Raw genomic sequence first — 25,924 nt, 5'->3', positions numbered from 1 at the left:
CGCTTCGTTCGGTGCGCCCGGACCTGGTCAGTCCAGAAGCCGCTCGGGGTTGGCGTCCAGCTTGGCCAGCGCATCGCGCGTGGCGCGCAAGGTCAGGCCCTCTTCTTCCTGGGCGACGAGCAAGCCGGCCTGCAGATAGGCTGCGAGCCTGCGCAACTGGATCAGGTAGCTGCTGCCGTCGACAGCGGCGAACAAATGCAGCTGCTTGCGCTGGCTTTGCCAGGCATATTGCACCTGGGCCGATGCCCCGTTGTGGTCCAGCGTGTACCAGGTGCCAGGCTGCAGTTCCTGGGCCCAGGCGACCATGTCGTCCTGAACGGGCGCGCCGTTGTCGGCGACCACATGGATGGAGGAGGCATCGATGCCCAGCATCATCTCGATGTTGTCGGCGTTGAGCGGCATGTCGCCCAGCGTCGCGTCGTTGATGAAATCCTCAAGGTTGGCCAGGCGCTTGGCCATGGCGTCGATGTGTGCCTGCGGAATGGATGCCGTCTTGGAGAGGAAGGCGTCGGCCAGCGTGTCGGTGAGGACCTTGATCTGCGCATCCTGCGCCGGGCCGTTCACCCCCATCAGGGCCAATCCCTGGCGCAGGCGTTGCAGCAGGCCCGGAAGATTCTGGATGACCTGCGCGCGGTCGCTGCGGTTGGGCTTGGCGCTGGCCGCCCAGACCAGGTCCGCGGCCGTGCGCTTGAGCGATACGGTGTCTGCGTGCTGCGGGCCGTCGCGCACGGCCGACAGGGCCAGCACCTCGGCCCAGGTCTTGAAGAGAAACTCGCGGATCTCGTCGCGCACAGGCATGTCGCGCAGCATCGTGCGCAGCTCGATGGTGTACTGGATCGCCAGGGTTTCTTTCTGCTCGACCTGCTGGGCCACCGTGACCAGGCGCGAGGTGGCCTGCTTTTCGGTGAGGAACTTGGACAGGAATTTCTCGAACTCGTCGTAGACCAGCTGGAACACACGCCGGCCGGTCTCGGGGTACTGCTCGATCACCTGGACCACGCGGCGGATTTCCGCCTCCAGCGCGCTGCCATTGATGCTGGTGGCATCAAAGCCCATCACGCACGCCCCCATGCGGTCGATCAACTGGCGCGCGGGGTGGTTGAGGTTGCTGAAGAACTCTGGCTCGGCCAGCGCCACGCGCAGCACGGGCACCTGAAGCCGGGCAAACCAGACACGCACGGCCGGCGGGATGCGGTCCTCGGCCAGGATGCTCTGGAACATCAGGGCCACCACTTCGATGATGGCTTTTTCCCCGGCGGTGGAGGCCTTCTTCTTGAGCTCGGTCGAGCGTTCGCGCACCGCGCCCGCCAACTGCACCACGGCCGCGGGACTGTAGTCTTCCATCAGGGTGGCCACGCCACTGTAGTAGGTGTCGGCGTGCACGCGGTGGGCGGTGAGGGCATGGGCGAGCGCGGCCGAAGCCGGCGGGGCATTGACCATGTCGAACCCGGTCGCCGGTTGCGTCAGCAGCCTGCGCAGTTGCCCCATCACGCCCTGCGCCCGCTGGCGGGCCCGCGCCAGCGGGGTCATGCCCGTGGCAAACCCCGTGGGCAGGCCATGCCGCGGATAGCCCGCCGGCGGCCTGCCGCCGGGCAGGTGATGCTGGGGCATGGGGTGACCGCCGCCCGGCTGGGGGATGCCGCCGCCGCGCGCCGCAGCCATGGCTTCCCGCGTCTGGGCCAGCGCCTGGGACGCCAGGCCCCCGGCACCAGAGTTGCTGGCGCCACCGGCAACCGTGCCGCCCGAAGTGCGCCGCACGCGCGACTTGAGGTCGGCCTGGGGCGTGACGCCCTGCTCCACATAGAACACATTGACGGCCTGGTACTGCTTCTGGAGCAGGTTGGCCAGTTCCCGCTGCAACGGGTCCACCACGGTCTGCAGGTCGGTGCGGGGCAGGCCGGCCTCGACCCACTGCTCGACCAGCAGCAGGCACACGGCATCGGGCCGGAGGATGTCGCTGCTGTCGAGCTCCTGCCCTTCCAGCGACTGGGTGCGCTGGCGCAAGGTGTCGAACTGGTGGCTGACCTGTTCGCTGACCGTGAGGGCCATGCGGGAAGCCAGGATCTTGTTTTCCACCACGTCGTCGCTCAGCAGCTCGAACTGGGGGCTCGCGCCGCCGGTGGCGAGGGTGCCGCGGGTGGTGCTGCTGTGCGGCGCCAGCGCATCGCGCCAGGCCTTGCCGGTGCGTTCGGTCCAGGCGGCATGGTGCTGCTGGTACAACATCCAGGCATCCCGGTGCGCCTGCATCTGGCGCGCCGTGCCCGTCTGGGACATCAGCGTTGTCAGGAAATCCAGGACCGTCTTGTCCAGGTCCGGGAGTCCGCCGCACAGCCCCTCTACGAACCGCTGGCGCGCCTGGCGGGCCAGGCGGCGCTGTGGAACGGAAGGGGGCGTGGCTTGCATGGACCGATATTAGCGGTTCAGACGGTGGCCCCGGCATGGGGATCGTTCGGATCCCCATCCTTCTTCACGGGCTTGACAAGGTCTTCGCGCTTCACACCGAGCCACATGGCGATGGCCGCGGCCACGAACACGGAGGAGTAGATGCCGAACAGGATGCCGATGGTGAGCGCCAGGGCAAAGTAGTGCAGGCTCGGGCCGCCAAAGAAGAACATCGACAGCACCATGGCCTCGGTGGACGCGTGGGTGATGATCGTGCGGCTCATCGTGCTCGTGATGGCGTGGTCGATCACCTCGTGCGTCGTCATCTTGCGGTACTTGCGGAAGGCCTCGCGGATCCGGTCGAAGATCACGACCGATTCGTTGACCGAATACCCCAGCACGGCCAGCACGGCCGCCAGCACCGACAGCGAGAACTCCCACTGGAAGAACGCGAAGAAGCCCAGGATGATCACCACGTCGTGCAGGTTGGCGATGATGGCCGCCACGCCGAACTTCCACTCGAAGCGGAAGGCCAGGTAGATCACGATGCCCACCACGACCATGGCCAGCGCCATCAAGCCGCCGTGCACCAGTTCCTCGCCCACCTGCGGGCCCACGAACTCGGTGCGCCGCAGCGTGACCTCGGGGTTGGCGGCCTTGAGCGCGCCCAGTACCTGTTCGCTTTGCTGCGCCGACGTCACGCCCTTTTGCACGGGCAGCCGGATCATCACGTCGCGGGCCGTGCCGAAGTTCTGCACCTGCACGTCGGGATAGCCCAGGCCGGAGACCGTCTCGCGGACCTTGGCCAGTTCGGCCGGCTGGCTGTAGGCCACTTCCATGACCGTGCCGCCCGTGAACTCCACCGACAGGTGCAGCCCGCGCGTGAGCAGGAAGAACACGGCCAGCGCGAACGTGATGAAGGAGATCGCGTTGAAGATCAACGCGTGCTTCATGAACGGGATGTCTTTTCGAATGCGGAAAAACTCCATGATCTTTGTTCCTTGCTTGGAGTTTCTTAGTTCGTCTTGGCCACGGCGGCATCGGCGTCCGGCTTCCAGACCTGGCCGATCGACACGCTCTTGAGCTTCTTCTGGCGGCCATACCACAGGTTCACCAGGCCGCGCGAGAAGAACACGGCCGAGAACATGCTGGTCAGGATGCCGATGCAGTGCACCACGGCAAAGCCGCGCACCGGGCCGGAACCGAAGGCCAGCAGCGCCAGGCCCGCGATCAGCGTCGTCACGTTCGAGTCCAGGATGGTGGCCCAGGCGCGCTCGTAGCCCGCATGGATGGCCGCCTGCGGCGACATGCCGGAGCGCAGTTCCTCGCGGATGCGTTCGTTGATCAGCACGTTCGAGTCGATGGCCACGCCGATGGCCAGCGCCATGGCGGCAATGCCCGGCAAGGTCAGGGTGGCCTGGAGCATCGACAGGATGGCCACCAGCAGCAGCACGTTCACGGCCAGCGCGATGCTGGAGAACACGCCGAACAGCGTGTAGTAGAAGCACATGAAGACCGCGATGGCCGCCAGGCCCCAGACCACGCTGTGGATGCCGCGTTCGATGTTGTCTGCGCCCAGCGTCGGGCCGATGGTGAATTCCTCGATGATTTCCATCGGTGCGGCCAGCGAGCCCGCGCGCAGCAGCAGCGCGGTGTCGTTGGCTTCCGCCGTGGTCATGCGGCCGGAGATCTGCACCCGGCCGCCGCCGATTTCGCTGCGGATCACGGGGGCCGTCACCACCTCGCCCTTGCCCTTTTCAAACAGCACGATGGCCATGCGCTTGCCCACGTTCTCGCGTGTGATGTCGCGGAAGATGCGCGAGCCCTTGGCGTCCAGCGTGAGGTTGACGGTCGGCTCCTGCGTCTGGCCGTCGAAGCCGGGCTGCGCGTCGGTCAGGTTCTCGCCGGTCAGGATGACCTGCTTCTTGACGATCACGGGCTGGCCGCTGCGCTCCAGGTAGCGTTCGGAGCCGAACGGCACGGGGCCGCGGCCGGTCTCGGCGGTGCGGGCCTCGGTGCCCTCGTCCACCATGCGCACTTCCAGCGTGGCCGTGCGGCCCAGGATGTCCTTGGCCTTGGCGGTGTCCTGCACGCCGGGCAGCTGCACCACGATGCGGTCCAGGCCCTGCTGCTGGATCACGGGCTCGGCCACGCCCAGCTCATTGATCCGGTTGTGCAGCGTGACGATGTTCTGCTTGAGGGCCTGCTCCTGCACGCGGCGCGTGGCTTCGGGCTTGATGGAGGCGCGCAGCTTGAATTCGCTGCCTTCGGGCGTGCTGGCGACCTGCAGGTCGGTGAACTGGTCCGCGATCAGGTTGCGGGCCGCCGTCAGCATGGCCTCGTCGCGCACCTTGATGTCGATGTTCTGGCCTTCGCGGCTGATGCCGCCGTGGCGGATGCTCTTGTCGCGCAGCGCGGTGCGGATGTCGCCCGCATAGGACTCGGCCTTCTTGGTCAGGGCCGCCTGCATGTCCACCTGCAGCATGAAGTGCACGCCACCGCGCAAGTCCAGGCCCAGGTACATGGGGTTGGCATGCAGGGATTTGAGCCAGACGGGCGAGCGGGACACGAGGTTCAGCGCCACGATGTACGACGGATCGCTGGCATCGGGCACCAGGGCCTTCTGGATCGCGTCCTTGGCTTTGAGCTGGGTGTCGGGCGTGTCAAAGCGCGCGCGCACCGAGTTGCCCTCCAGCGCCACGAAGTCGGGCGTGACGCCCGCGGCCTTGAGCGCTTCTTCCACCCGCTGCTGCACGGCGGTGTCCACCTTGACGGTGGCCTTGGCCGACGAAACCTGCACCGCAGGCGCTTCGCCAAAGAAATTGGGCAGGGTGTACAGGACCCCCACCAGCAGCACGATCACCAGGATCGCGTACTTCCAGACCGGATAACGGTTCATGATCGCGCTCTTATCTCAGTTGTGCATGGCGCCATGCGCCGACCCCTGCCAGGGACGCCGTGGATCTGGCTCTGCCAGTCCGGGGGCGTCGTCCCCCTCCCGCGCGGCGCGGGGGCAAGGGGAAGGCGCGCAGCGCCTCAGGGGAATGTTCATTGATTACTTGACCGAACCCTTGGGCAGGACCTGAACCACGGCGCTGCGCTGCAGCTGCACTTCGACGCCGTTGGCGATCTCGATGTGCAGGAAACCTTCGGACAGGCGCGTGACCTTGCCGACGATGCCGCCGGAGGTGGCCACTTCATCACCCTTGGCGATGGCGTCGATCATGGCGCGGTGTTCCTTCTGGCGCTTCATCTGGGGGCGGATCATGACGAAGTAGAGCACCACAAACATGAGCACCAGGGGCAGCATGCCGGTCAGCGAGGACATGATGTCGGTACCACCAGCGGCGGCGGCGGGTGCGGTTTGGGCAAAAGCGGAAGAAATAAACACGGACTGGACTCCACAACGGATGGTCAAAATTCACAAAACCCGCCAGGGGCCGGCGCGAGGGCGCCTTCCAGGGCGGAACGGGGCATTGTATGCGGCCCCCTGTGCGCGGCCCAAGGGGGAAGACCCAAGCCGCTGGCGGGTGTTTGCCGCGGGCGGGCGGTGCGCCGCGATGGCGGGAAAAAATCAGATCAAAATGGCCATTGACGCCGGCCTGTCAATCATTTGATGCTCCTGACTTGATAGTAAAAAGCCCGCGCGGTGCGCGGGCTCTTCACGGCAGGGCTGCCACGGCAGCCGGCTTCACGCCGCCTGGCGCTGCGGCTGGGCGGTGGTGCCGCCGGCGCGCCATTGCGCCATCAGGCCGTCCCACTTGGGGCGTGCGGCCGACAGGTGGCGCTCCTTCACGTGGCCATAGCCCCGGATTTCCTCGGGGATGCGGGCGATCTCCACGGCCAGGGCCAGGTTGTCCGCGTTCAGGCGGGCCAGCAGCTCCTCGATGCAGGCGCGGTATTCCACGATCAGCGCGCGCTCCATGCGGCGCTCCTCGGTCTTGCCGAACACATCCAGTGCCGTGCCACGCAACCCCTTCATCTTGGCCAGCAGACCAAAGGCGCTGCGCATCCAGGGGCCGAACGGCTGCTTGACGAGTTCGCCCTTGTCGTTCTTCTTGGCCGTCATCGGAGGGGCCAGGTGGTGCACCAGCTTGTAGTCGCCTTCGAACATGTTCGCGATCTTGTCCGTGAAGGCCTTGTCGGTGTGCAGGCGTGCCACCTCGTACTCGTCCTTGTAGGCCATCAGCTTGAACAGGTAGCGGGCCACGGCCTCCGACAGGCGGGTGGTGGTGCCCAGCTTGCTTTCGGCGGCGCGCACCTTCTCGACGAAGGCCGTGTACTCGGACGCGTAGGCGGCATTCTGGTAGCCCGTGAGGAATTCCACGCGCTTGGCGATCATTTCGGCCAGCGAAGGCTTCTTGACGAACTGGATCACCTGCGCGGCGGCAAACAGCGCCTGCACCGAGGCCAGGTCATGCGCGCAGCGGCGGCCCCATTCGAAGGCCGCCTTGTTGTTGTCCACCTGCACGCCGTTCAATTCCATGGCGCGCATCAGCGACGCGTAGGTCAAAGGCACGCGGCCCTTTTGCCAGGCGTAGCCCAGCATCAGCGGGTTGGTGTAGATGCTGTCGCCCAGCAGCTGGGTGGCCACCTGTTCGGCATCGAAGCTCCCAACGCCACCCGCGCCGACCGCCGCCGCGATGACGCTGTCGCAATTGGCGCCCGGGAACTGCCAGTCCGGGTTGGTCACGAAGGCCGCCGTGGGCGTGCCATGCGTGTTCAGCGCCACGAAGGTGCGGCCCGGCTGCATCACGGCCAGCGTGTACTTGTGCGCGGCGACGATGGAGTCGCAGCCGATCACCAGGTCGGCCTTGGCGGTGTCGACCTTGGTGGTGTAGATAGCCTCGGGGCGGTTGGCGATCTGAATGTGGCTCCAGGTGGCGCCGCCCTTCTGGGCCAGACCACCGGCGTCCTGGGTGATGACGCCCTTGCCGTCCAGGTGCGCCGCCATGCCCAGCAGCGAGCCGATGGTGATCACGCCCGTGCCGCCCACGCCGCCGACCACGATGCCCCAGGCCGCTTCGGCCACGGGCAGCACTGGCTCAGGGATGGCCGGCAGGCTGGTCAGGTCGCCCTTCTTTTCCTTCTTGGGCTTCTTGAGCTTGCCGCCTTCCACGGTCACGAAGCTTGGGCAGAAGCCGTTCACGCACGAGTAGTCCTTGTTGCAGGTACTCTGGTTGATGCGGCGCTTGCGGCCGAACTCCGTCTCTACCGGCTCCACGCTCAGGCAATTGGACTTGGTGGAGCAGTCGCCGCAGCCCTCGCACACCAGCTCGTTGATGACGACGGTCTTGTCGGGCGTGGCGAGGGTGCCGCGCTTTCTGCGGCGGCGCTTTTCGGTGGCGCAGGTCTGGTCGTAGATGATGACCGTGCAGCCCTTGATCTCGCGGAACTGGCGCTGCAGCGTGTCGAGCTCGTCGCGGTGGTGCACCGTCACGCCCTCGGCCAGCGCCACGCCGTCGTACTTCTGCGGCTCGTCGGTCACGATGATGAGCTTGACCACGCCCTCGGACTTCAGGCTGTTCATGATCTGCAGCACCGAATGGCCTTCGGGCCGTTCGCCCACCTGCTGGCCGCCGGTCATGGCCACGGCGTCGTTGTAGAGCACCTTGTAGGTGATGCTGGTGCCCGCCGCGATGCTCTGGCGGATGGCCAGCAGCCCGCTGTGGAAGTAGGTGCCATCGCCCAGGTTGGCGAACACGTGCTGGTCGGTGGTGAACGGCGCCTGGCCCACCCAGGTCACGCCCTCGCCACCCATCTGCGTGAAGGTGGACGTGTTGCGGTCGGGCATCCAGTTGGCCATGTAGTGGCAGCCGATGCCGGCCACGGCGCGCGAGCCCTCGGGCACGCGGGTGCTGGTGTTGTGCGGGCAGCCGCTGCAGAACCAGGGGGCGCGCTCGCCCGTGTCCACCTTGAGCTCGGCCATGCCGCGCTCGCTCGCCTCGATGATGGCGATGCGCGAATCCATGCGCGCGATGATGTCGCTGGAGACGCCCAGCTTCTTCAGGCGCTTGGCGATCGCCTTGGCGATGATGGCCGGCGTCAGGTCGGCCTTGGCGCGCAGCAGCCAGTTCTGGCTGGGGTTGGGCATGGACCATTCGCCGCCCGTGGCATCGCCCTCGGGCTCGTCGAACTTGCCCAGCACGTTGGGGCGCACGTCGGCGCGCCAGTTGTAGAGCTCTTCCTTGAGCTGGTATTCGATGACCTGGCGCTTTTCCTCCACCACCAGGATCTCCTGCAGGCCCTGGGCGAAGTCGCGCGTGATGGTGGCTTCGAGCGGCCACACCACGTTGACCTTGTGCACGCGGATGCCCAGCTGACGGCAGGTGTCATCGTCCAGGCCCAGGTCCACCAGGGCCTGGCGCGTGTCGTTGTAGGCCTTGCCGCTGGCGATGATGCCGAAGCGGTCGTTCTTGCCTTCGATCACGTTGTAGTTGAGCTTGTTGGCACGCACATAGGCCAGGGCCGCGTACCACTTGTAGTCCATGAGGCGCGCTTCCTGTTCCAGCGGCGCATCGGGCCAGCGGATGTGCAGGCCCCCGGGCGGCATCACGAAGTCCTCGGGCATCACGATCTTCACGCGGTCCGGGTCCACCGAGATGCTGCTCGAAGACTCGACCACTTCCTGGATGGTCTTCATGCCCGACCACACGCCCGAGAAGCGGCTCATGGCGAAGGCGTGCAGGCCCATGTCCAGGATTTCCTGCACGCTGCTGGGGAAGAACACTGGCGTGCCGCAGGCCTTGAAGATGTGGTCGCTCTGGTGAGCGGCCGTGCTGCTCTTGCTGATGTGGTCGTCCCCGGCAATCGCGATCACGCCGCCGTGCTTGGCGGTGCCCGCCATGTTGGCGTGCTTGAACACGTCCGAGCAGCGGTCCACGCCCGGGCCCTTGCCGTACCAGATGCCGAAGACGCCGTCGAACTTCTTGGATTGGGGATACAGGTCGAGCTGCTGCGTGCCCCAGACGGCCGTCGCGCCGAGTTCCTCGTTCACGCCGGGCTGGAAGACGATGTTGTTGGCCGCCAGATGCTTCTTGGCCGCCCACAGCGCCTGGTCGTACGTGCCCAGGGGCGAGCCCCGGTAGCCGCTGATGAAACCGGCGGTGTTCAGGCCGGCCACGGCGTCGCGCTGGCGCTGCAGCATGGGCAGGCGGACCAGGGCCTGCACCCCGCTCATGAACGCCCGGCCGTGGTCCAAAGAGTATTTGTCGTCGAGGGTGACGGTTTCGAGGGCCTTGCGGATGTGCTCGGGCAGTGGGGCGTTCATGGCTATGTCTCCAATGGCTTTTTTGTGGGGCCGGGCCTTGTGGGCCCGGTCGGGGCGCAGTCCTTCCGCCCGTTTAGGGCAGCGACTCCAGTGTGCAGAGAAGTGTATGTCTGCATTGCTGATATGTCTTTGCGTTCTGTGCCGTGTTTGGGCTATTCTGAGAAAGGATCTTTCTCGGTACGGCCATTTTGTGAACACTCTCGACAAATTCGACATCGCCATCCTCAATGAGCTGCAGGCTGACGCACGCCTGACGAACGCCGAACTGGCCCAGCGCGTGGGCCTTTCGGCCGCGCCCTGCTGGCGGCGGGTGCGGGCGCTGGAGGAGCAGGGCTTCATCAAGGGCTACCGCGCCGAGATCGACCGGCACAAGATCGGCCTGGGGGTGCTGGCGTTCGTGCGGCTGGATGCCGACCGCAGCACCGGCGACCTCACGCGCGAGATGGAGGCGGCGATCGCGCGCATCCCCGAGGTGGTGGCCTGCCACTACATCAGCGGCACGGGCACCTTCGAGCTGCAGGTGGTGGCGCGCGACCTGGACAGCTTTTCGCAGTTCGCGCGCGACGTGCTGCTCAACCTGCCCAACGTGAAAGACATGCACACCAGCTTTTCGCTGGGCGAGGTCAAGGCCAGCAGCGCGCTGCCGCTCACGCACCTGGCGCGCGCCAAATCCTGATTGCTATCATTTCAATAGCTTTTGGCGCTTGCTGGGAAAGCGCCAGGTGCCCAAAAGGCATCGGGCCGCTGGCCCGGGCCATGCCCCTGCACCGGCGTCGGACGCGCCGCCGGGCGCAGCGCGGCGGCAGAACCCGTCGCACAATGCGCGGACATGCCACCTTTGCCGTCCCACGAAAGCACGCGCAGCGTTGCGCCCCCGCCCCCTCCTGAACTGAGCCCGGCCCCCGAAGCGCCCGCCGACCTCGCGGCGCGTGAAGCGGCCGCGGACCGCGCGGCCCTCGCCCAGGGCACGGAAGAATCCGTGGCTGCGCGGCTCGACCACTCCGCCTCGCTCTCGCCCCTGGCGCCGCTGTCGGTGCCCGTGTTCCGCATGCTCTGGCTCACCTGGGTGGCGGCCAACACCTGCATGTGGATGAACGACGTGGCGGCCGCCTGGCTCATGACCACGCTCACCACCTCGCCCATCCTGGTGGCCCTGGTGCAGTCGGCCTCGACGCTGCCCGTGTTCCTGCTGGGCCTGCCCAGCGGTGCGCTGGCCGACATCCTGGACCGGCGGCGCTACTTCATCGCCACGCAGTTCTGGGTGGCCGCCGTGGCGCTGGTGCTGTGCGTGGCCATCATGGCGGGCGGCATGACGGCGCCGCTGCTGCTCGCGCTCACGTTCGCCAACGGCATCGGCCTGGCCATGCGCTGGCCGGTGTTCGCGGCCATCGTGCCCGAGCTGGTCAGCCGCCCGCAGCTGCCCGCGGCGCTGGCGCTCAACGGCGTGGCCATGAACGCCTCGCGCATCATCGGCCCGCTGCTGGCCGGCGCCATCATCGCCAGCGCGGGCAGCGCCTGGGTGTTCGTGCTCAACGCCGTGCTGTCCGTCATCTCGGGCCTGGTCATCATGCGCTGGAAGCGCACCCACGTGCCCAGCCCGCTCGGCCGCGAGAAGCTGCCCAGCGCCATGCGCGTGGGCCTGCAGTTCGTGCGGCAGTCGCCCAGCATGCGGGCCGTGCTGTGGCGCATTTCCATCTTCTTCCTGCACGCCACCGCGCTGCTGGCCCTGCTGCCGCTGCTGGCCCGGGGCCTGGAAGGCGGCGGCGCGGGCACCTTCACGCTGCTGCTCGCGTCCATGGGCGCGGGGGCCATCACCGCCGCCATGTTCCTGCCGCGCCTGCGCCAGGCCATGGCGCGCGACGTGCTGGTGATCCGGGGCACGCTGCTGCAGGCGGCGGCCACCGGCGTGATGGCCGTGGCCCCCAACGTGTATGTGGCCGTGCCCGCGATGTTCGTGGCCGGCATGGCGTGGATCACCACGGCCAATTCACTGAGCGTGTCGGCCCAGCTGGCGCTGCCCAACTGGGTGCGTGCGCGCGGCATGTCGATCTACCAGATGGCCATCATGGGCTCCACGGCCCTGGGTGCCGCCGTGTGGGGCCAGGTGGCCACGGTGAGCGACGTGCACGCGAGCCTGGGAATCGCCGCAGGCACCGGCGTGGTGGCCATGCTGCTGGTGCAGCGCCTGGTGGCCGACCGCAGCATGGAGGAGGACCTGAGCCCCTCGCGCGCCTTCCAGGCGCCCGTGGCCGACGTGCCGCCGGGGGCGGGGCACCTCGTGGTCACGATCGAGTATTTCATCGACCCGGCCCGCGCAGCCGAATTCCGCGCCGCCATGCAGGAAAGCCGCCGCAGCCGCCTGCGCCAGGGCGCCCTGGGCTGGCAGCTACTGCACGACATCAGCCAGCCCGCGCGGTATGTGGAGCGCATCGAGGACGAGTCGTGGACCGAGCACCTGCGGCGCTTCGACCGGGTGACGGCCTCGGACGTGGCCCTGCGCGACCGCAAGCTGGCCTTCCACGTGGGCGATGCGCCGCCGCGGGTGACGCGGTGGACGGTGGAGCCGTAGGGCGCCAGGGCCCCGGGGGCGGGCAGCCCTGCAGCGCGGGGCGCCAGGGACGATGCCTCTACCATCGCGGGATGCCTTGCAAAGGCCCGCCCCAGCCCCTGACCTTGCACGTTGACCTCCCTATGAAGTGCTTCACGCGTTCCAGCTTCCTCTCCCTTGCCCTCGCGGCCTCCTGGGCCTGCGCGGCGGCCCCCGACCCCTCCCTGCTCGGCTGCTGGCGCGCCGCCAGGATCGTGCTGACCGCCCCGGATGGCGAAAAGGCCGAAGACACCTCCGGCCGCTGCACCCTGCAATTCAAGGCGGACCAGTTCGAATCCACCTGCAAGACCACCAGCGGGACGGCCACCACCACGTACCGGTATCAGGTCGTCCGCCCCCGGGTGTATGCGGCCACCATGGCGGGCAGCACCTTCAGGACGGAGATGGTGGGCTCGACGCGCGAGTACGAGTACCGCATCGAAGGCGATCAACTGCACACCGTGACCGTGCCGCCGGCCATGGCGTTCGCGGCGGCCGCTGCGGCCCAGCGGGTGGAAACCGATGCGGCGCGGGTGCCGTGCCCGTGAACGGGGCCGCCAGCCGCGGGGCGCTGGGGCACAGGGACACTTGAAGAAAATGCTCCTGATTCAATAGCTTTCAGCGCTTTTCCAATAAGGGCTGGAAGCTAAAATGACTTAAAAAAATCACCGGGGCCACAGCGCCCACAGCCGCAGGTTCTGCTTCAGGCGCCCGGCGATGTCGCCCGCCTCCGGTCCCCAGCCCGTGAAGAAGTCCGCGCGCACCGCGCCCAGGATGGCGCTGCCGGTGTCCTGGGCCATCACCATGCGGTTGAGCTGCACCTGCGGCCCGCTGGACGCGAGCCACACGGGCGTGCCGTAGGGAATGCTCTGGCGGTCCACGGCGATGGAGCGGCCGGGGGTGAGCGGCACGCCCTGCGCGCCGCGCGGGCCAAAGCCCGCGTCCAGCGGGCTCAGCGGCTCCTCGCGGAAGAACACGTAGCGCGGGTTGGTCCACATCAGCTCATTCGTGCGCTGGGGGTTGGCGGCCAGCCAGGCGCGGATGCCGGGCCAGGTGGCGTCGCGGGTGTAGCCCTGGTCCAGCAGCCAGCGGCCGATGCTCTGGTAGGGCTGGTCGTTGGTGCCCGCGTAGGCCACGCGCACCAGCGACACCGTGCCGTCCGCCTCGGCGATGCGCAGGCGGCCCGAGCCCTGGATGTGCAGCACCATCGATTCGACCGGGTCGCGCAGCCAGGCGATGGCCCGGCCGGCCAGCGCGGCCTGGGCCTCGGGCAGTGTCTCGATCTGCTGGCGCGTGTACCAGGGCTTGCGCGTCCCGAGCCCGGCGGGCACGCGGTAGACCGGCACGTTGAAACCGTTGCCGGGCTGGCGGGAGCCCTCCATCATCGGCTCGTAGTAGGCCGTTAGCAGGCCGTCGGGGTTGCCGTCGGTCGCCTCCACGCGGTAGGGCTGCAGCCGCGCGATGAGCCAGGCGCGCTGCTCCTCACCTGTGGCGATGCTCAGCTGGCGCACGTCGCTGCACAGCGAGGTGAAGGGCGGCGCGGGCCGCTCGCAGCTCTTGATCCAGGCGTTCCAGGCCTCGTGCAGCGCGTCTTCGGTGAAGCCGGGCAGCTCGGCCCAGCGCACGGGCACCCAGCGGCTCTTAGGCTGGGACATCGGCGGGGGCAGCGGGCCGGTGTCGCCCGGCAGAACCACCGCGCCGGGCGGCAGGGGCGCCGGGATGGCCGGGGGGCGGGAGGGGCTTGCGGGCGGTGGGCTCGAGCAGGCGGCCAGCGTTCCTACAATCAGTGCCGTCAATACAAGGCCTAGAAGGTGTTTGCGATCATGCCGTGGCCGTGTTGGAGTGCCTTCGGGATGAGTGGATGGCTCGGGTGCGCCGCAGGGGCTCGCGCTTGTGCAAGCAGCCGGGGCGTCCCATCGCCCGTTTTCACTCCAGCCCGAAGGGCCGAGGGCTTTGCGGTCGGTCTGCTGCGTTGCGGCGCTTGCCAATAGCGGGGCCATGGGCCGCACACCACGCCTTGTATCCCATCCCGCAATGGCCTCTGCGCGGCCACGGGGTGACCGTAAATACGTTCTTGGGAGTGTCAATTTCATGGGGCTGATTTTGCTTGAAGCGCTGCTCGCGCTGGTGCTGCTGGTCGCCATCGTCTGGTGGACCATGTTCTCAGGCCGCAAGGGTGGTGAGCTGCAGCAGCCCCCGAAGGATTCCCCGCCGCCGCCCCCCGCCCCCGCCCCTCCACCGCCCCCGGCGCAGTGACTTGGCATGCGCGCGGGGCGCGGGCGCCAGGCGGTGCCGTCCTACAGCCAGGGTGCCGCTGTGCCGATGGCGCCCATGCCAGCCCGCGGCCACGATGGCGTTGAGCTGGGCGCACCCGAGGCCGGGGCCAAGGACAGGCCACACGGCACGCGAACGGAACTCCCGAAGCGCCCAGCTCCAACGAATCTTTCAAGGAGCACCACCATGCGCAAACACATTCTTCTCGGCGCCACCGCCGTCATCGTCCTGGCCACGGGCTGCGCCAGCATGGACGACACCCAGCGCCGTACCGCCACAGGGGCCGGCGTGGGCGCGCTGGCCGGCGCCGTCATCGGCTCCGCCACCGGCGGCAGCGCCGGCACGGGGGCGGTCGTGGGCGCGGGCGTGGGGGCGCTGGGCACCTACATCTGGTCGCAGAACATGGAGCGGCAAAAGCGCGAGATGGAGCGTGCGACCCAGGGCACCGGCATCGCCGTGACGCAGACGGCCGACAACCAGCTCATGCTCAACATCCCGAGCGACATCTCGTTCGCCGTGGGCCGCTCGGACATCCAGCCCAACTTCGCGCCGGTGCTCGACCAGTTCGCTGCCGGCCTGCGCAACAACCCCAACACCGATGTGCGCATCGTGGGCCACACGGACAACACCGGCAGCGACGCCATCAACAACCCGCTCTCGGTGGACCGCGCCGCCAGCACGCGCAGCTACCTCACGGCACGGGGCGTGGACGGGCGCCGCATCGCCATCGATGGCATGGGCGAGCGCTACCCGATCGCCACCAACGACTCGGCCGACGGCCGCGCCCGCAACCGGCGGGTGGAAATCTTCGTGGGTGAGCGCCCGCGCGGCTAGCGGCTAGCCGCCGCACCCCGGCGCGCGGGCGCGGGGGCCGGCCTACTGCCCCGTGCGCAGCAGGTTGGCCAGCTCCACCGCCGACTTGACCTGCATCTTGTCGAACACCCGCGAGCGGTGCACTTCCACCGTGCGCACGCTGATGTCCAGCTGGTCGGCGATCAGTTTGTTAGGCAGGCCCGCCACCACCAGGTCCATCACATCGCGCTCGCGCTCCGTCAGGTCCGCGAGCCGCACCTGCAGGTCACTGCGCTCGCGCAGCTGCGCCAGCCGCTCCGCCGACTGCGCCAGCGCCTGCTCGATCCGGTCCACCAGGGCATTGTCGGAAAAGGGCTTCTCGCAAAAATCGAAGGCGCCCCGCTTGACCGTGTCCACGGCCGTGGGCACGTCGGCGTGGCCCGTGAGGAAGATCACCGGCATGGTGGCCAGGTCGCCACGCACGGCGAGCAGGTCGAACAGCGCCAGGCCGCTCATGCCGGGCATGCGCACGTCCAGCAGCAGGCAGCAGGGCTGGCGCTGCGCCGGGCGGCTTTGCAGCATGGCATCAAAGGCCTCGGCGCTGTCGAACGATTCGCTCGGGAGCCGGCGCGAGCGCAGCAGCCAGGCCAGGGCCTCGCGCACGCTGGCGTCGTCGTCCACGATGTACACGGTGGCGTTGGATACGGGTTCCATCAGGTGTCAGGCGAAGGTTGGGGAACGGGCAGCGTGAAGGTAAAGACCGTACCACGCGGCTCGTGGGGGGCAAATCCGAGAAAACCACCGTGCTGCTCGATCACCGTGCGGCACATCGAGAGGCCCAGGCCCATGCCTTCGGCGCGGGTGGTGAAGAAGGGCGTGAAGAGTTTTTTCGCCACGTCCGCCGCGATGCCGGTTCCGAGGTCCGTCACCGCGAACTCGATCCATCCGCTGTGCTGGTTCGAGGCGGCGCGCCGCACGCGGATGTCGAGCACGCGCGTGGGAATGGCGGGGTCGTCCATGGCCTGCATGGCGTTGCGCGCCAGGTTGAGCAGCACCTGCTCGACCATGGTGCGGTCGCACAGGACGGGGGGCAGGTTCGGCTCCACCGTGGTGTTCACCCGCACGGCCAGCTTGCGCGCCTGCAGGCTCACCAGCGGGAGGATGGCGTCGAGCAGCTGGCGCGCCTGCACGGCCTCCCGCGCCTGGTCGCGGCGGCGCACGAAGTCGTGCACGCTCTTGATCACCTTGCCGGCGCGCTCGGCCTGCCGCGCGATGTGCTGCATGGCCATGCGCACGTCCTGCAGCTGCTCCGCGTTGGGTGCGGCGCCCGCCGGGCTTCCCGCCTGGGGCGCCGGCGCCTCCAGCAGGTTGATGGAGCCCGTGGCGTAGCTGGAGATGGCGGCCAGGGGCTGGTTGAGTTCGTGGCTCAGCAGCGAGGCCATCTCGCCCACGGTGGCCAGCCGGGCGGTGGCCTGCAGCCGCTCTTGCGAGGCACGCGAAAGCTCCTCCACCCGCCGCTGCTCGCTGATGTCGAGGAACGCGCTCATCCATCCCGTGTGCAGGCCCTGGGCGTTGATGAGCGGGGCCTCGATGATGAGCACCGGAAAGCGCGTGCCGTCCTTGCGCATGAATTCGGACTCGAACCCCTCGCGCGGCGGCATGGTGCCCGCGAAGCGGATGGCCTGGCGCTGGCGGTACTCCTCCACGCGCTCGGGCGGCCAGTAGGGTGCGGTCACGCTCTGGCCCAGCAGTTCCGGGGCGCTGAACCCCACCATGGCGCAGAACGCGGGGTTCACATAGGTGATGCGGCCTTCCAGGTCGCGGGCGCGCAGGCCCGTGACCAGCGAGTCCTCCATCGCCTTGCGGAATGCCAGCGCGTCGGCCAGGTCGCGCTCGGCGCGCAGGCGCCGGCGGTTGTCGCGCACCAGCACCACCATCACGGTGACCAGCGCGATCGACATGGCGGTGACCAGCGCGGTCAATACATTGGGGAACAGGCTGGGCGCGCTGTGCCAGGTGTCCATGCGCAGCACCAGCGTGCTGCCGGGCAGATCCAGCAGGTGCGTGGCCGTGAACATGCGCGAGCCCCGGCGCGCGGCGCCCAGCACGGCCAGCCGGGTGCCGTCGGCCTCGGTGAAGGAGGCCTCCTGGCTGCGCGTGAGGTTGTGCGCCACCAGGTTGATCAGCACGTCCTGCAGGGCGTAGGTGGCCACGAGGAAGCCCGTGCTGCGCCCCCCCGAGCTCAGGGGCAGGCACAGCTCCATCATTTCCGAGCCCAGCCCGTCGCCGTGCGGCTGGAAGTAGCTGCTGGAATAGGCGGGGCTGCTCAGGCGGCGCGCGTTGGCGCAGGCAATGGCGGCGTCGGACTGGTTGCCTTCGCGCAGCCGCGCGTCCCAGGCCACGGGGCGGTAGGGCGACTGGGCATGCGTGCGCACCCGCAGGCTGGTATCCCGCCACTCGATGCGCACCAGCTCGCGCCGGTTGCGCAGCAGCTCCGAGGCATCCACTTCCCAGGCGAGCTGGCCCGGGTCGCCCGCGTGCAGTGCCTGCAGGCTCTGCAGGTTGCGCGTGAGCGCCACGCGGATGTCGGACACCGCGTCGGCCGTGTCGCGCTCCAGGCGCGACTGCACCTGGCTGGCCTCGTACCGCCCCGCAAGCCACACCATGGTGGCGAGCATGGAGATCACGAGCAGCACCAGCAGGGTCCACAGCGACCAGCGCCGCCATGCGCCCCGCCAGCGCCTGAAAAGTGTGCGCTGCTGCGGGATCTTCACAGGACGCGGTGCGACAGGGAGGGAAGCTGCAGGCGCACGTCGCGCAGGCGCTGCGCGTCGACCACGCCCGACACCACGCCCGCCTGCTGGTCCTGCTCGGCCAGGATGGTGCCCCAGGGGTCCACCAGCATGCTGTGGCCCCAGGTGTGCCGGCCGTTCTCGTGCACGCCGCCCTGGGCGGGGGCCAGCACGTACGCCAGGTTCTCCACGGCGCGGGCGCGCAGCAGCACCTCCCAGTGCGCCTGGCCGGTGGTGTGGGTGAACGCGCTGGGCACGAGCAGGAGGTCCGCTCCGGCGCTGGCATGCAGGCGGTACAGCTCGGGGAAGCGCAGGTCATAGCACACGGAAAGGCCCACCCGCCAGCGGTGGCCGTCGCGCGATGGCAGCTCGAACTGCACGGGCGTGCCACCGGCCTCGATGACCCGGCCTTCGTGGTACTGCTCGCGGCCGTTGTCGAAGTAAAAGAGGTGGATCTTGTCGTAGCGTGCCACGCAGCCGCCCGTGGGGTCGAACACCAGGGTGGTGTTGCGCACCCGGTCCGGCGCGGCGGTCTGCAGCGGCAAGGTGCCGCCCACCACCCACATCCGCAGGTCGCGCGCCGCGCTGGCCAGGAAATCCTGAATCCGGCCTTCGCCCAGGGTCTCGCGCAGCGCGAGCTTGTCGGTGTCCTTGTGCCCCATCGCGCAGAAGTACTCGGGCAGCACCGCCAGCTCGGCGCCGGTGCCGGCCGCCTGCTCCAGCAGCGTGCGCGCGGCGCGCAGGTTGTCTTCCAGGCGGGTGCCCGACACCATCTGGATCGCGGCGACTTTCATCATGAGGCTTCTCCGGTTCTGGCGGGGCTGGTGCGGGGCGCTGCGTCGCTGGCGGGGCCCGGCTCGCGCCCGCGGCGGGGGACGCGCACGACGCGCGGGTCTGTCCAGGTGCCGTCGATGCGGAACTCCTGCGTGGCGGCCTCGATGAGCGGTCCGCGCAGGAACACCTGGGCCAGGAAGCTGCCCAGGCCGATCACGGGGTTGATGGCGGTGGCCACCAGCGATGCCGTCATGGCATTGATCTCGGGCACCACCACCACGCGCAGATCCTGGGTCTCGTGGTCGATGTTGGCGCTGCCCTCCATCAGCACGGCGGCATTCACGCCCTTCATCTGCAGGTTGTTCGTGGTGGCCACGCCCTGCTCGATGCGCACGTCGCCGCGCACGAAGTCGAACGCGAAGCCTTCGCTGAACACGTCGCGAAAATCGAGCGTGAGGCGCCGCGGCAGCGACTGCAGGCTGAGCACGCTGAGCAGCTTGGCCAGGCCCGGCTCGGCCTTGAGGAACTGGCCTGCTTCGATGTTCACGTTGATCTGGCCCGTCATGGACCGGTAGTCCGGGCTGAAGGGCGCGCCCATCCAGGCCACCTGGCCCTCCATGCGTCCCTTGCCGCGCCGCACCACGCCCGGCATGCCCATGCGCCCCAGCAGGTCGCCGGAGTCGCGGATGTCCAGCCTGAAATTGAGCACCGTGCGCCGGTCGGGGGTGCGCGGCCCGCCTCCCGCGGCATTCATCACCGCCCAGTTGCCGTTGGCGGTGAAATTCGCCTCGGGGGCGGTGATGTTGAATTTGGAGAGGCGCCATTCGCGCTGCGCGCCATCGCCGCCGCGGTTCTGCGCTTCGATCTCCACGCGCCCCAGCCGCTTGCCGCGCAACTCGAAGTCGTCCACCACGATGTCCAGCGCGGGCAGGGCTCCGGGCTGTTCATCCAGCAGCGCTTCGACCTGGTTCACATCGCTTTGCGGCATGTTCACGCGGGACAGCCGTGCGAACAGGCGCCCGTTGGGCTGGTCGGCGGCGCCGGGCTGGCGGTATTCCAGGTAGCCGTTGAGTTCGGTGGCATCGAGGTTGGCGCGCCAGGTGGTGCCGTCGCGCAGGGCCCCGGCCACGATGTTGTGCAGCGTCCGGCCCTGGAGGGTGAGCTCGCGCGCACGCAGGGCCAGCGTGGTGGGCAGGTAGTCCTGCGCCAGGCTGTGCGCGCTGGCCGGGGCCGCGGCGGCCGGCGCGCGCGCGGCGGTTTCCACGCGGGAGGTGGCCTGCGTCAGCACGTCCTCCCAGGCATCCACATCCAGCTTGCCCTGGTTGATGTTGGCGGCCACGCCCTGGGCGGGCATGGGGGCCGATTCGCCACCCGACAGGCCGACGCCGATGGTGCCCCGCAGCACCCGGGCCTGGGGCCCGCTGATATCGCGCACGTACACGGCCGAACCCAGCGCGCCCAGGTCCACCGTGACCTGGTCGCGCAGGGGCGGGGCGTCGGCACCGCTCCCGTGCCCGGCCTGGGTCACGCCGGCCAGGGATTCGCGCGCCACCTGGGTTTCAAAGCGCAGGGGCAGGCTGGTCTCCGCGGTCTTGCCCAGCGGCGGCGGGAGCGCCAGCGCCAGTCCCTGCAGGCTGGTCGTCACCTGCACCTCCGGCACGCCCCGGCGAAACGCCAGCGTCATGGCGTACGGCGTGCTGCCCGTGGCGTGGCGCGCCAGCTGCGAGAGCATGCCCAGCTGCGGCGCCTGCTGCAGCCCTTCGGCCGTCGCAGTGCCCTGGGCGCGCACCTGCACGGCCGACTCGGCCGCCGGCGTGTGGGCCGGCAGCGCGCGCATGCCACCTTCCAGCTTGACGCTGCCACCCAGCGCCTGCGCCTGCACGGCGTTGAGCGAGAAGCCGCCCTCGGTGAACTGCACCACGCCCCGCACGCGGCTCAGCGCAGGGGTGTCGGGCGTGATGCGCAGTTCGTTGCCGGCCAGCGTGACGCTGCCCTGGACCTTGGACTTGTTGATGTCGCTGATGGGCAGGGACAGGCGCAGCTGGAAGTCCGCATTGCCCGTGCCGCTGGCCTGGTCGAGCGCGTTGCCGGTCATGCGGCCCAGGGGCGACGTGCCCATGAGCGCGAGCAGTTCGGGCAGCGGCCCCCGGGCGTCGGCGCTGACGCTGACCACGGTGTGGGCCAGGTCCGGGATGCGGGCATCCACCTTGGACAGGCGCAGGCCCTGGCGCCCCGCGAAGCTGCCGGTGGCGCCGCGCACCTGCATGGACGAGCGCTCGAAGATCAGCTCGCCGCCCAGTTCCGTCAGCGCGGGCCAGGGCAGGGTGCCCGCCGGCTGCAGGCTGGGGGGCACGTAGGCGTAGGTCACGTCCTTGACGCGCGCGGCGATGCGGAATTCGCCCTGTCTGGGGTCGTTGAACGGCAGGTGGTGCAGGTCGCCCTTCACGCGGAACTGCACGTTGCTGGCGCTGCCCGCGACGACCGCGTCGCGCACATAGTGGCGCGAATCCGCCGGAATGGACAGCGGCAGGTAGCGGTGCACGCGGGTGCCGTCGGCGCGGTGCAGCGTGCCGGTGAGATCCAGCACGCCGGGAAACCGCGACTGGTGCGGCACCTTGGCCGCATCGCTCGTGTGCCAGGTCGCCCGTGCCTCGCCCTGCGCGTCGGCGTTGGCGAACTGCACGTCGTTGGCCTGCACCGCGATGCGGCTGCCCTCGAGCTGCCAGCGCACGTCGGCGCTGAGCCGGTCCAGGGGCAGCACCGGGTCCTCGAACACGCCGGGCAGCACCAGGGCGCCCGAGGCGATGGTCAGGGCCGCCTTGCCCCCTCCCTGGGTCATGTCCACGTCCACCGTGGCCCCGCGCAGGCCCAGGTGGGCGGTGGCCCCGGCGGAGGCATCGCCGGCCAGCGCGAGGCCGCGGATGCGCCCGCGCAGCTGGTACTGCTGCAGGTTGTCCAGGGGGCCTTTCCAGGTGGCCTGGATCTCATCCACCAGGCCTTGCGGCGCGTAGGTGCGGACCGCATCGTGCGCCGTGGCCCCCAGCGGCAGGCGGCTCGCGATCTGCGCGAGCGCGGCCAGGTCCAAGCGGTCCGCGCGGAACTCGCCCTGGGCGGGCACCTTGCCCGCGGCGGCCGTGTGGACCAGCCGCAAATTGCCGCCCGGCCAGGTCATTCCGTCATCGGTCTGGAACAGCAGGCCCTGGGTTGAAAACTCGAAACCCCCGTTCAGCCGGCGGCCGCCGAGACGCCCCTGGATCGAGGGCAGCACCAGCGCCTGCAAATCGGGGCCCAGCTTCGCGTTGACGTCGGCCAGCGCCAGGTCGGCCGTGCCGCCCACGATCTGCCCGCGCTGCACGTCGGCCCAGGCGCGCAGCGCGCCACGGCCGTGGGCCACCTCCACGCCCACGTCGGCGTGGTGGCGCAGCCGCGAGACGTCCACCCGCGCGAAATCTGCAAACACCTGCCCGTTCCAGTGCTTCCAGTTGCCGTCGCGTGCGCTCAGCAGCGGCGCGCGGAACAGCCCCACCACCGTGAAGCGGTCGCCCCAGGCCTCCGGCGGGGTGGCGTCCAGCCGCAGGTGGTGGTGCCAGTTGCCATTGCGCAGCAGAAGGTCCACCTTCTCCAGGGCAAGCTCGGGGGCACCGCGCTGCTCGTCGGTCCAGCGCACCGTGCCATTGCGGATGAACACTTCGCCCTGCGAGAACAGCCAGTCGGCCGCGGCGTTGTCCTCGCCCTGCTGCTGGGAAAAGTCCAGGCCCGCCACCTGGATGCGCCCGTCGGCGGTGCGCCGCGCCTCCAGCTCGGGCCCTTCAATGTAGAGCTGCTCGAAACCCCCATTGAGCAAGGAGCGGGGCGACAGCGCCACGACCACGCGCGGCAGGCGCAGCGCGGAACGGCCCGCGGCGTCCAGCAGCGCGACATCCGAGAGTTCGACCGATGGGATCAGGCCCTCCGTGTGCGCCGCGATGGCCCCGATCCGCACCGGAACCCCCAGGGCCCGTGCGGCATGTGCCTCCAGCTGCGGGCGGAAATCGCCGATTCGCGGCACAATCCAGCCATGAAGTGCCCCCCACGCGATGGCCAGCAGCAGCCAGAAGGCCAGCAGCAAACCCAGCGACCACCGCGCGAGACCTGCCACGAATTTCAGCAGGCGGGTGGGGTGCGTGGTGGGAGCGATCATGGTGGGATTGAATGTGGCAGGAATTATGACCCGCGGCCTTAGCGCGGGTTCACTACAAACCAGTGTCCTTATGTATGTGGCCCCTTGCCATGTCTGCCATGCCCGCGTCTCCCGCTGATCCCCGCTGCCACCAGCCCCGTCCCGAGGGCCCGCTGGCCGCGCATTCGCGCTTCTACCAGCGCCTGCACCGCCGCTATGCGGACGATCTGTCCCTGCTGCCCGCAGGGGCGCCGGTCCTGGCCACCATGGAGGCGGCCTACGATGCGCTGCGCTCGCGCGGCTGCGACACGGGCACGGCCCTGCGCGTGCTGCGCCAGCTCGTCATGGAGCGGCTCGTCCAGCTGGACTGCGACGCGCAGGCGCCGCTCGCCGACATCACCCGCGCCGTGACCGAGCTGGCCGAGCTGGCGCTGGACCGTGCCAGCCACCAGGCGCGGCAGGAGCTGGACGAGCGCCACGGCGCGCCACGCGGACCGGACGGCCAGCCCGTGCAGCTGTGGATCATCGGCATGGGCAAGCTGGGTGCGCGCGAGCTCAATGTCTCCAGCGACATCGACCTGATCTACGTGTACGAACACGATGGCGAGACCGCGGGCACGGCCGACGGCCGGGGGCGCATCTCCAACCACGAATACTTCGCGCGGGCGGTCAAGGCCATCTACAGCCTGGTGGGGGATACCACCGAGCACGGCTTTGTGTTCCGCGTGGACCTGGCGCTGCGCCCCAATGGCAACTCCGGCCCGCCGTCGGTCTCGTTGTCGGCGCTGGAGGAGTACCTGCAGCTGCATGGCCGCGAATGGGAGCGTTTTGCCTGGCTCAAGAGCCGGGTGGTGGCGCCGCACGACTGCATTGGCAGCCCCGAGGTGCAGGCGCTGCGGGGCGTGGTGCTGCCCTTCGTGTTCCGCCGCTACCTGGACTACAGCGTGTTCGATGCGCTGCGTTCCCTGCACCGCCAGATCCGCGACCATGCGGCCAAGCGCAGCGCGGGCCACCCCGAGCGCGCCAACGACGTCAAGCTCTCGCGCGGCGGCATCCGCGAGATCGAGTTCACGGTGCAGCTGCTGCAGGTGGTGCGCGGCGGCCAGTTTCCCGAGCTGCGCCGCCGGCCCACGCTCGATGCGCTCACGCGCCTGGCCCAGGCGGGCCTCATGCCGCAGGAAACCGCCGATGCCCTGGCGCGCGCCTATGTCTTCTTGCGCCGGGTGGAGCACCGCATCCAGTACCTGGACGACCAGCAGACCCACGTGCTGCCCACGCGCGACGACGACCTCGCCTGGATCGCCTACACCCTGGGCTACCCTGACTGCTGCGCCTTCCTGCACGAGCTGGACGCGCACCGCGAACTCGTCGCCCAGGAGTTCGACACCTTGCTGGGTGGCGCGGGCAAGAAGCAGTGCAATGGGGGCGGCTGCGGCGGCCCCCGCGCCTCGGCGCCCCCGCCCCCCGAATTCGACACCCTGCTGGAACAGCTGCCGCCCGGATTCCGCGAGCGCGTGGCCGAATGGCGCAGCCACCCGCGCGTGGCGGGCCTGCGCGACGAAGCCCGCGCCCGCCTGTTCCGGCTGGTGCAGCGCACCGCGCAGTGGCTCAAGGAGGGCCGCGTCACCGAAGAGGCCGCGCTGCGCCTGGCCAACTGGCTGGAGCCGCTGCTGCGCCGCGAGAGCTATCTGGCGCTGCTGCTGGAGCGCCCCTCCGTGCACGAACAACTGCTGCACTTGCTGGGCGCGGCCAAATGGCCCGCCCGCTACCTGCTGCAGCACCCGGGCGTGATCGATGAACTGGTGGGGGATTCGCTGCTGGCCGAGCGCTTCGTGGTGGCGGACTTCGAGCGCGAACTGGCCGTGCGGCTCGCGTCCCTGCAGTCCACGGGCGAGGACGATGACGAAACCCTGCTGAACCTGCTGCGCCGCGCCCAGCACGCGGAAACCTTCCGCACCCTCGCGCGCGACGTGGAGCGGCGCATCACCGTCGAGCAGGTGGCGGATGACCTGTCCGCCCTGGCCGACAGCGTGCTGCGCATCACGGCCCAATGGTGCTGGAGCCGCCTCAAGACGCGCCACCGCGACAGCCCGCAGTTCGCCATCATTGGCTACGGCAAGCTGGGCGGCAAGGAGCTGGGCTACGGCAGCGACCTGGACATCGTCTTCGTGTTCGACGACGACGATGAGCGCGCGCCCGAGGTCTACGCCGCTTTCGTGCGCAAGCTCATCAACTGGCTCACCGTGAAGACGGGCGAGGGCGACCTGTACGAGATCGACACCGCACTGCGGCCCAATGGCAGCTCGGGCCTGCTGGTCACGAGCTTCGAGGCCTACGCCAACTACCAGCAGCGCCGGGGCAGCAACACCGCCTGGACCTGGGAGCACCAGGCCATGACGCGCGCGCGCTTCGTGATGGGCAGCGATGCCCTGCAGGCGCGCTTCGATGCCGTGCGCGAGGCCGTGATCACCTCCGAACGCGACCCCGCCGCCCTGCGCGAGGAGATCGTGCTCATGCGCGAGCGCGTGCGCGCGGCGCACCCCACGCGCGACGGGCAGTTCGATGTGAAACACAGCCCGGGCGGCATGGTGGATGCGGAGTTCGCGGTGCAGTACCTCGTGCTCTCGCAATCCGCGAACCACCCGGAGCTGGTGGGCAACGTGGGCAACATCGCGCTGCTGCAGCGCGCCGAGCAGGTGGGCCTGCTGCCGCCCGGCGTGGGCATGGCGGCGGCCGACGCCTACCGCGAACTGCGGCGCGTGCAGCACGTGGCGCGCCTGGACGAGGCGCCCACCCAGGTTGCGCCGCCCGCGCTGCAGGCCGAGCGGAATGCGGTGCTGGCCCTGTGGAGGGCGGTGTTCGGCTGAGGCCGGTCCCGGCGTGACGTTTCGTTG

16 protein-coding genes are annotated in these 25,924 nt (G+C 69.3%); 6 read left to right on the top strand and 10 right to left on the bottom strand.

What is annotated here, in order from left to right; all coding sequences use genetic code 11:
* Positions 1 to 27: 27 nt before the first annotated feature.
* From ACAM51_RS12935 to ACAM51_RS12915, 5 genes are all read right to left on the bottom strand, one after another.
* Positions 28 to 2,403: a DUF1631 family protein gene (locus tag ACAM51_RS12935; RefSeq protein WP_369643735.1), complete on the bottom strand. Its 2,376-nt coding sequence runs from the start codon at positions 2,401 to 2,403 to the stop codon at positions 28 to 30.
* 17 nt (positions 2,404 to 2,420) lie between these two features.
* Positions 2,421 to 3,371 (bottom strand): protein translocase subunit SecF, encoded by a 951-nt coding sequence (gene secF / locus ACAM51_RS12930; RefSeq protein WP_218297124.1) that lies wholly within the window; start codon positions 3,369 to 3,371, stop codon positions 2,421 to 2,423.
* Between the two features lie 26 nt (positions 3,372 to 3,397).
* Positions 3,398 to 5,281 carry a protein translocase subunit SecD gene (gene secD / locus ACAM51_RS12925; RefSeq protein WP_218297125.1) on the bottom strand — a complete coding sequence of 628 codons (1,884 nt, stop codon included), beginning with the start codon at positions 5,279 to 5,281 and terminating at the stop codon, positions 3,398 to 3,400.
* Between the two features lie 156 nt (positions 5,282 to 5,437).
* Positions 5,438 to 5,773 (bottom strand): preprotein translocase subunit YajC, encoded by a 336-nt coding sequence (gene yajC / locus ACAM51_RS12920; RefSeq protein WP_218297126.1) that lies wholly within the window; start codon positions 5,771 to 5,773, stop codon positions 5,438 to 5,440.
* A gap of 300 nt (positions 5,774 to 6,073) precedes the next feature.
* Positions 6,074 to 9,652, bottom strand: coding sequence for an indolepyruvate ferredoxin oxidoreductase family protein (locus ACAM51_RS12915; protein ID WP_369643734.1), 3,579 nt, complete (start codon positions 9,650 to 9,652; stop codon positions 6,074 to 6,076).
* A gap of 190 nt (positions 9,653 to 9,842) precedes the next feature.
* Here ACAM51_RS12915 and ACAM51_RS12910 point away from each other — a divergent pair, with 190 nt between their 5' ends.
* The 3 genes from ACAM51_RS12910 (at position 9,843) to ACAM51_RS12900 (ending at position 12,787) form a co-directional block, all read left to right on the top strand.
* Entirely contained in the window at positions 9,843 to 10,328 is a 486-nt protein-coding gene (locus tag ACAM51_RS12910; protein ID WP_218297128.1) for an Lrp/AsnC family transcriptional regulator, read from the top strand.
* Positions 10,329 to 10,481: 153 nt separating this feature from the next.
* Positions 10,482 to 12,221 (top strand): MFS transporter, encoded by a 1,740-nt coding sequence (locus ACAM51_RS12905; RefSeq protein WP_218339426.1) that lies wholly within the window; start codon positions 10,482 to 10,484, stop codon positions 12,219 to 12,221.
* A 104-nt stretch (positions 12,222 to 12,325) separates the two neighbouring features.
* A complete protein-coding gene (locus ACAM51_RS12900) occupies positions 12,326 to 12,787 on the top strand; it encodes a hypothetical protein (protein ID WP_369643733.1) in 462 nt (153 codons plus the stop codon).
* A gap of 117 nt (positions 12,788 to 12,904) precedes the next feature.
* On the opposite strand, the gene ACAM51_RS12895 is transcribed toward ACAM51_RS12900, so the two are convergent.
* On the bottom strand, positions 12,905 to 14,035 hold the full coding sequence (locus tag ACAM51_RS12895; RefSeq protein ID WP_369643732.1) for a murein transglycosylase A: 1,131 nt from the start codon (positions 14,033 to 14,035) through the stop codon (positions 12,905 to 12,907).
* Between the two features lie 295 nt (positions 14,036 to 14,330).
* Between ACAM51_RS12895 and ACAM51_RS12890 the strand changes: the two genes are divergently transcribed.
* A complete protein-coding gene (locus ACAM51_RS12890; protein ID WP_369643731.1) occupies positions 14,331 to 14,495 on the top strand; it encodes a hypothetical protein in 165 nt (54 codons plus the stop codon).
* A gap of 204 nt (positions 14,496 to 14,699) precedes the next feature.
* Entirely contained in the window at positions 14,700 to 15,347 is a 648-nt protein-coding gene (locus ACAM51_RS12885; RefSeq protein WP_218297132.1) for an OmpA family protein, read from the top strand.
* A 42-nt stretch (positions 15,348 to 15,389) separates the two neighbouring features.
* Here ACAM51_RS12885 and ACAM51_RS12880 read toward each other — a convergent pair whose 3' ends face one another.
* The 4 genes from ACAM51_RS12880 to ACAM51_RS12865 are packed head-to-tail and all read right to left on the bottom strand — an operon-like array spanning position 15,390 to position 23,051.
* Positions 15,390 to 16,019, bottom strand: a complete 630-nt coding sequence (locus ACAM51_RS12880) for a response regulator transcription factor (protein ID WP_218297133.1) — start codon at positions 16,017 to 16,019, stop codon at positions 15,390 to 15,392.
* Positions 16,019 to 18,073 carry an ATP-binding protein gene (locus tag ACAM51_RS12875; protein ID WP_218297220.1) on the bottom strand — a complete coding sequence of 685 codons (2,055 nt, stop codon included), beginning with the start codon at positions 18,071 to 18,073 and terminating at the stop codon, positions 16,019 to 16,021. The genes ACAM51_RS12880 and ACAM51_RS12875 overlap by 1 nt, the downstream gene beginning before the upstream one ends.
* A 2-nt stretch (positions 18,074 to 18,075) precedes the next feature.
* Entirely contained in the window at positions 18,076 to 18,891 is an 816-nt protein-coding gene (locus ACAM51_RS12870; protein ID WP_218297221.1) for a carbon-nitrogen hydrolase family protein, read from the bottom strand.
* On the bottom strand, positions 18,891 to 23,051 hold the full coding sequence (locus ACAM51_RS12865; protein ID WP_369643730.1) for a YhdP family protein: 4,161 nt from the start codon (positions 23,049 to 23,051) through the stop codon (positions 18,891 to 18,893). Before ACAM51_RS12865 ends, ACAM51_RS12870 begins: the two co-directional genes overlap by 1 nt.
* Before the next feature lie 98 nt (positions 23,052 to 23,149).
* On the opposite strand from ACAM51_RS12865, the gene glnE reads away from it, so the two are divergent.
* Positions 23,150 to 25,897 (top strand): bifunctional [glutamate--ammonia ligase]-adenylyl-L-tyrosine phosphorylase/[glutamate--ammonia-ligase] adenylyltransferase, encoded by a 2,748-nt coding sequence (glnE, locus tag ACAM51_RS12860; RefSeq protein WP_369643815.1) that lies wholly within the window; start codon positions 23,150 to 23,152, stop codon positions 25,895 to 25,897.
* The last annotated feature ends 27 nt before the right edge of the window (positions 25,898 to 25,924 follow it).

This window comes from Acidovorax sp. A79, from assembly GCF_041154505.1.
Lineage (GTDB): Bacteria > Pseudomonadota > Gammaproteobacteria > Burkholderiales > Burkholderiaceae_C > Acidovorax.
The sequence above is the reverse complement of the archived record's forward strand: the minus strand, read 5'-3'. Positions and strand labels throughout refer to the sequence as shown.

Excerpts from the sequence above, each read along its gene's own strand:
- secD (WP_218297125.1), bottom strand. The coding sequence starts at position 5,281 with ATGAACCGTTATCCGGTCTGGAAGTACGCGATCCTGGTGATCGTGCTG.
- ACAM51_RS12915 (WP_369643734.1), bottom strand. The coding sequence starts at position 9,652 with ATGAACGCCCCACTGCCCGAGCACATCCGCAAGGCCCTCGAAACCGTC.
- ACAM51_RS12870 (WP_218297221.1), bottom strand. The coding sequence starts at position 18,891 with ATGAAAGTCGCCGCGATCCAGATGGTGTCGGGCACCCGCCTGGAAGAC.
- ACAM51_RS12935 (WP_369643735.1), bottom strand. The coding sequence starts at position 2,403 with ATGCAAGCCACGCCCCCTTCCGTTCCACAGCGCCGCCTGGCCCGCCAG.
- ACAM51_RS12880 (WP_218297133.1), bottom strand. The coding sequence starts at position 16,019 with ATGGAACCCGTATCCAACGCCACCGTGTACATCGTGGACGACGACGCC.
- ACAM51_RS12885 (WP_218297132.1), top strand. The coding sequence starts at position 14,700 with ATGCGCAAACACATTCTTCTCGGCGCCACCGCCGTCATCGTCCTGGCC.
- ACAM51_RS12905 (WP_218339426.1), top strand. The coding sequence starts at position 10,482 with ATGCCACCTTTGCCGTCCCACGAAAGCACGCGCAGCGTTGCGCCCCCG.
- ACAM51_RS12890 (WP_369643731.1), top strand. The coding sequence starts at position 14,331 with ATGGGGCTGATTTTGCTTGAAGCGCTGCTCGCGCTGGTGCTGCTGGTC.
- glnE (WP_369643815.1), top strand. The coding sequence starts at position 23,150 with ATGCCCGCGTCTCCCGCTGATCCCCGCTGCCACCAGCCCCGTCCCGAG.
- ACAM51_RS12865 (WP_369643730.1), bottom strand. The coding sequence starts at position 23,051 with ATGATCGCTCCCACCACGCACCCCACCCGCCTGCTGAAATTCGTGGCA.
- secF (WP_218297124.1), bottom strand. The coding sequence starts at position 3,371 with ATGGAGTTTTTCCGCATTCGAAAAGACATCCCGTTCATGAAGCACGCG.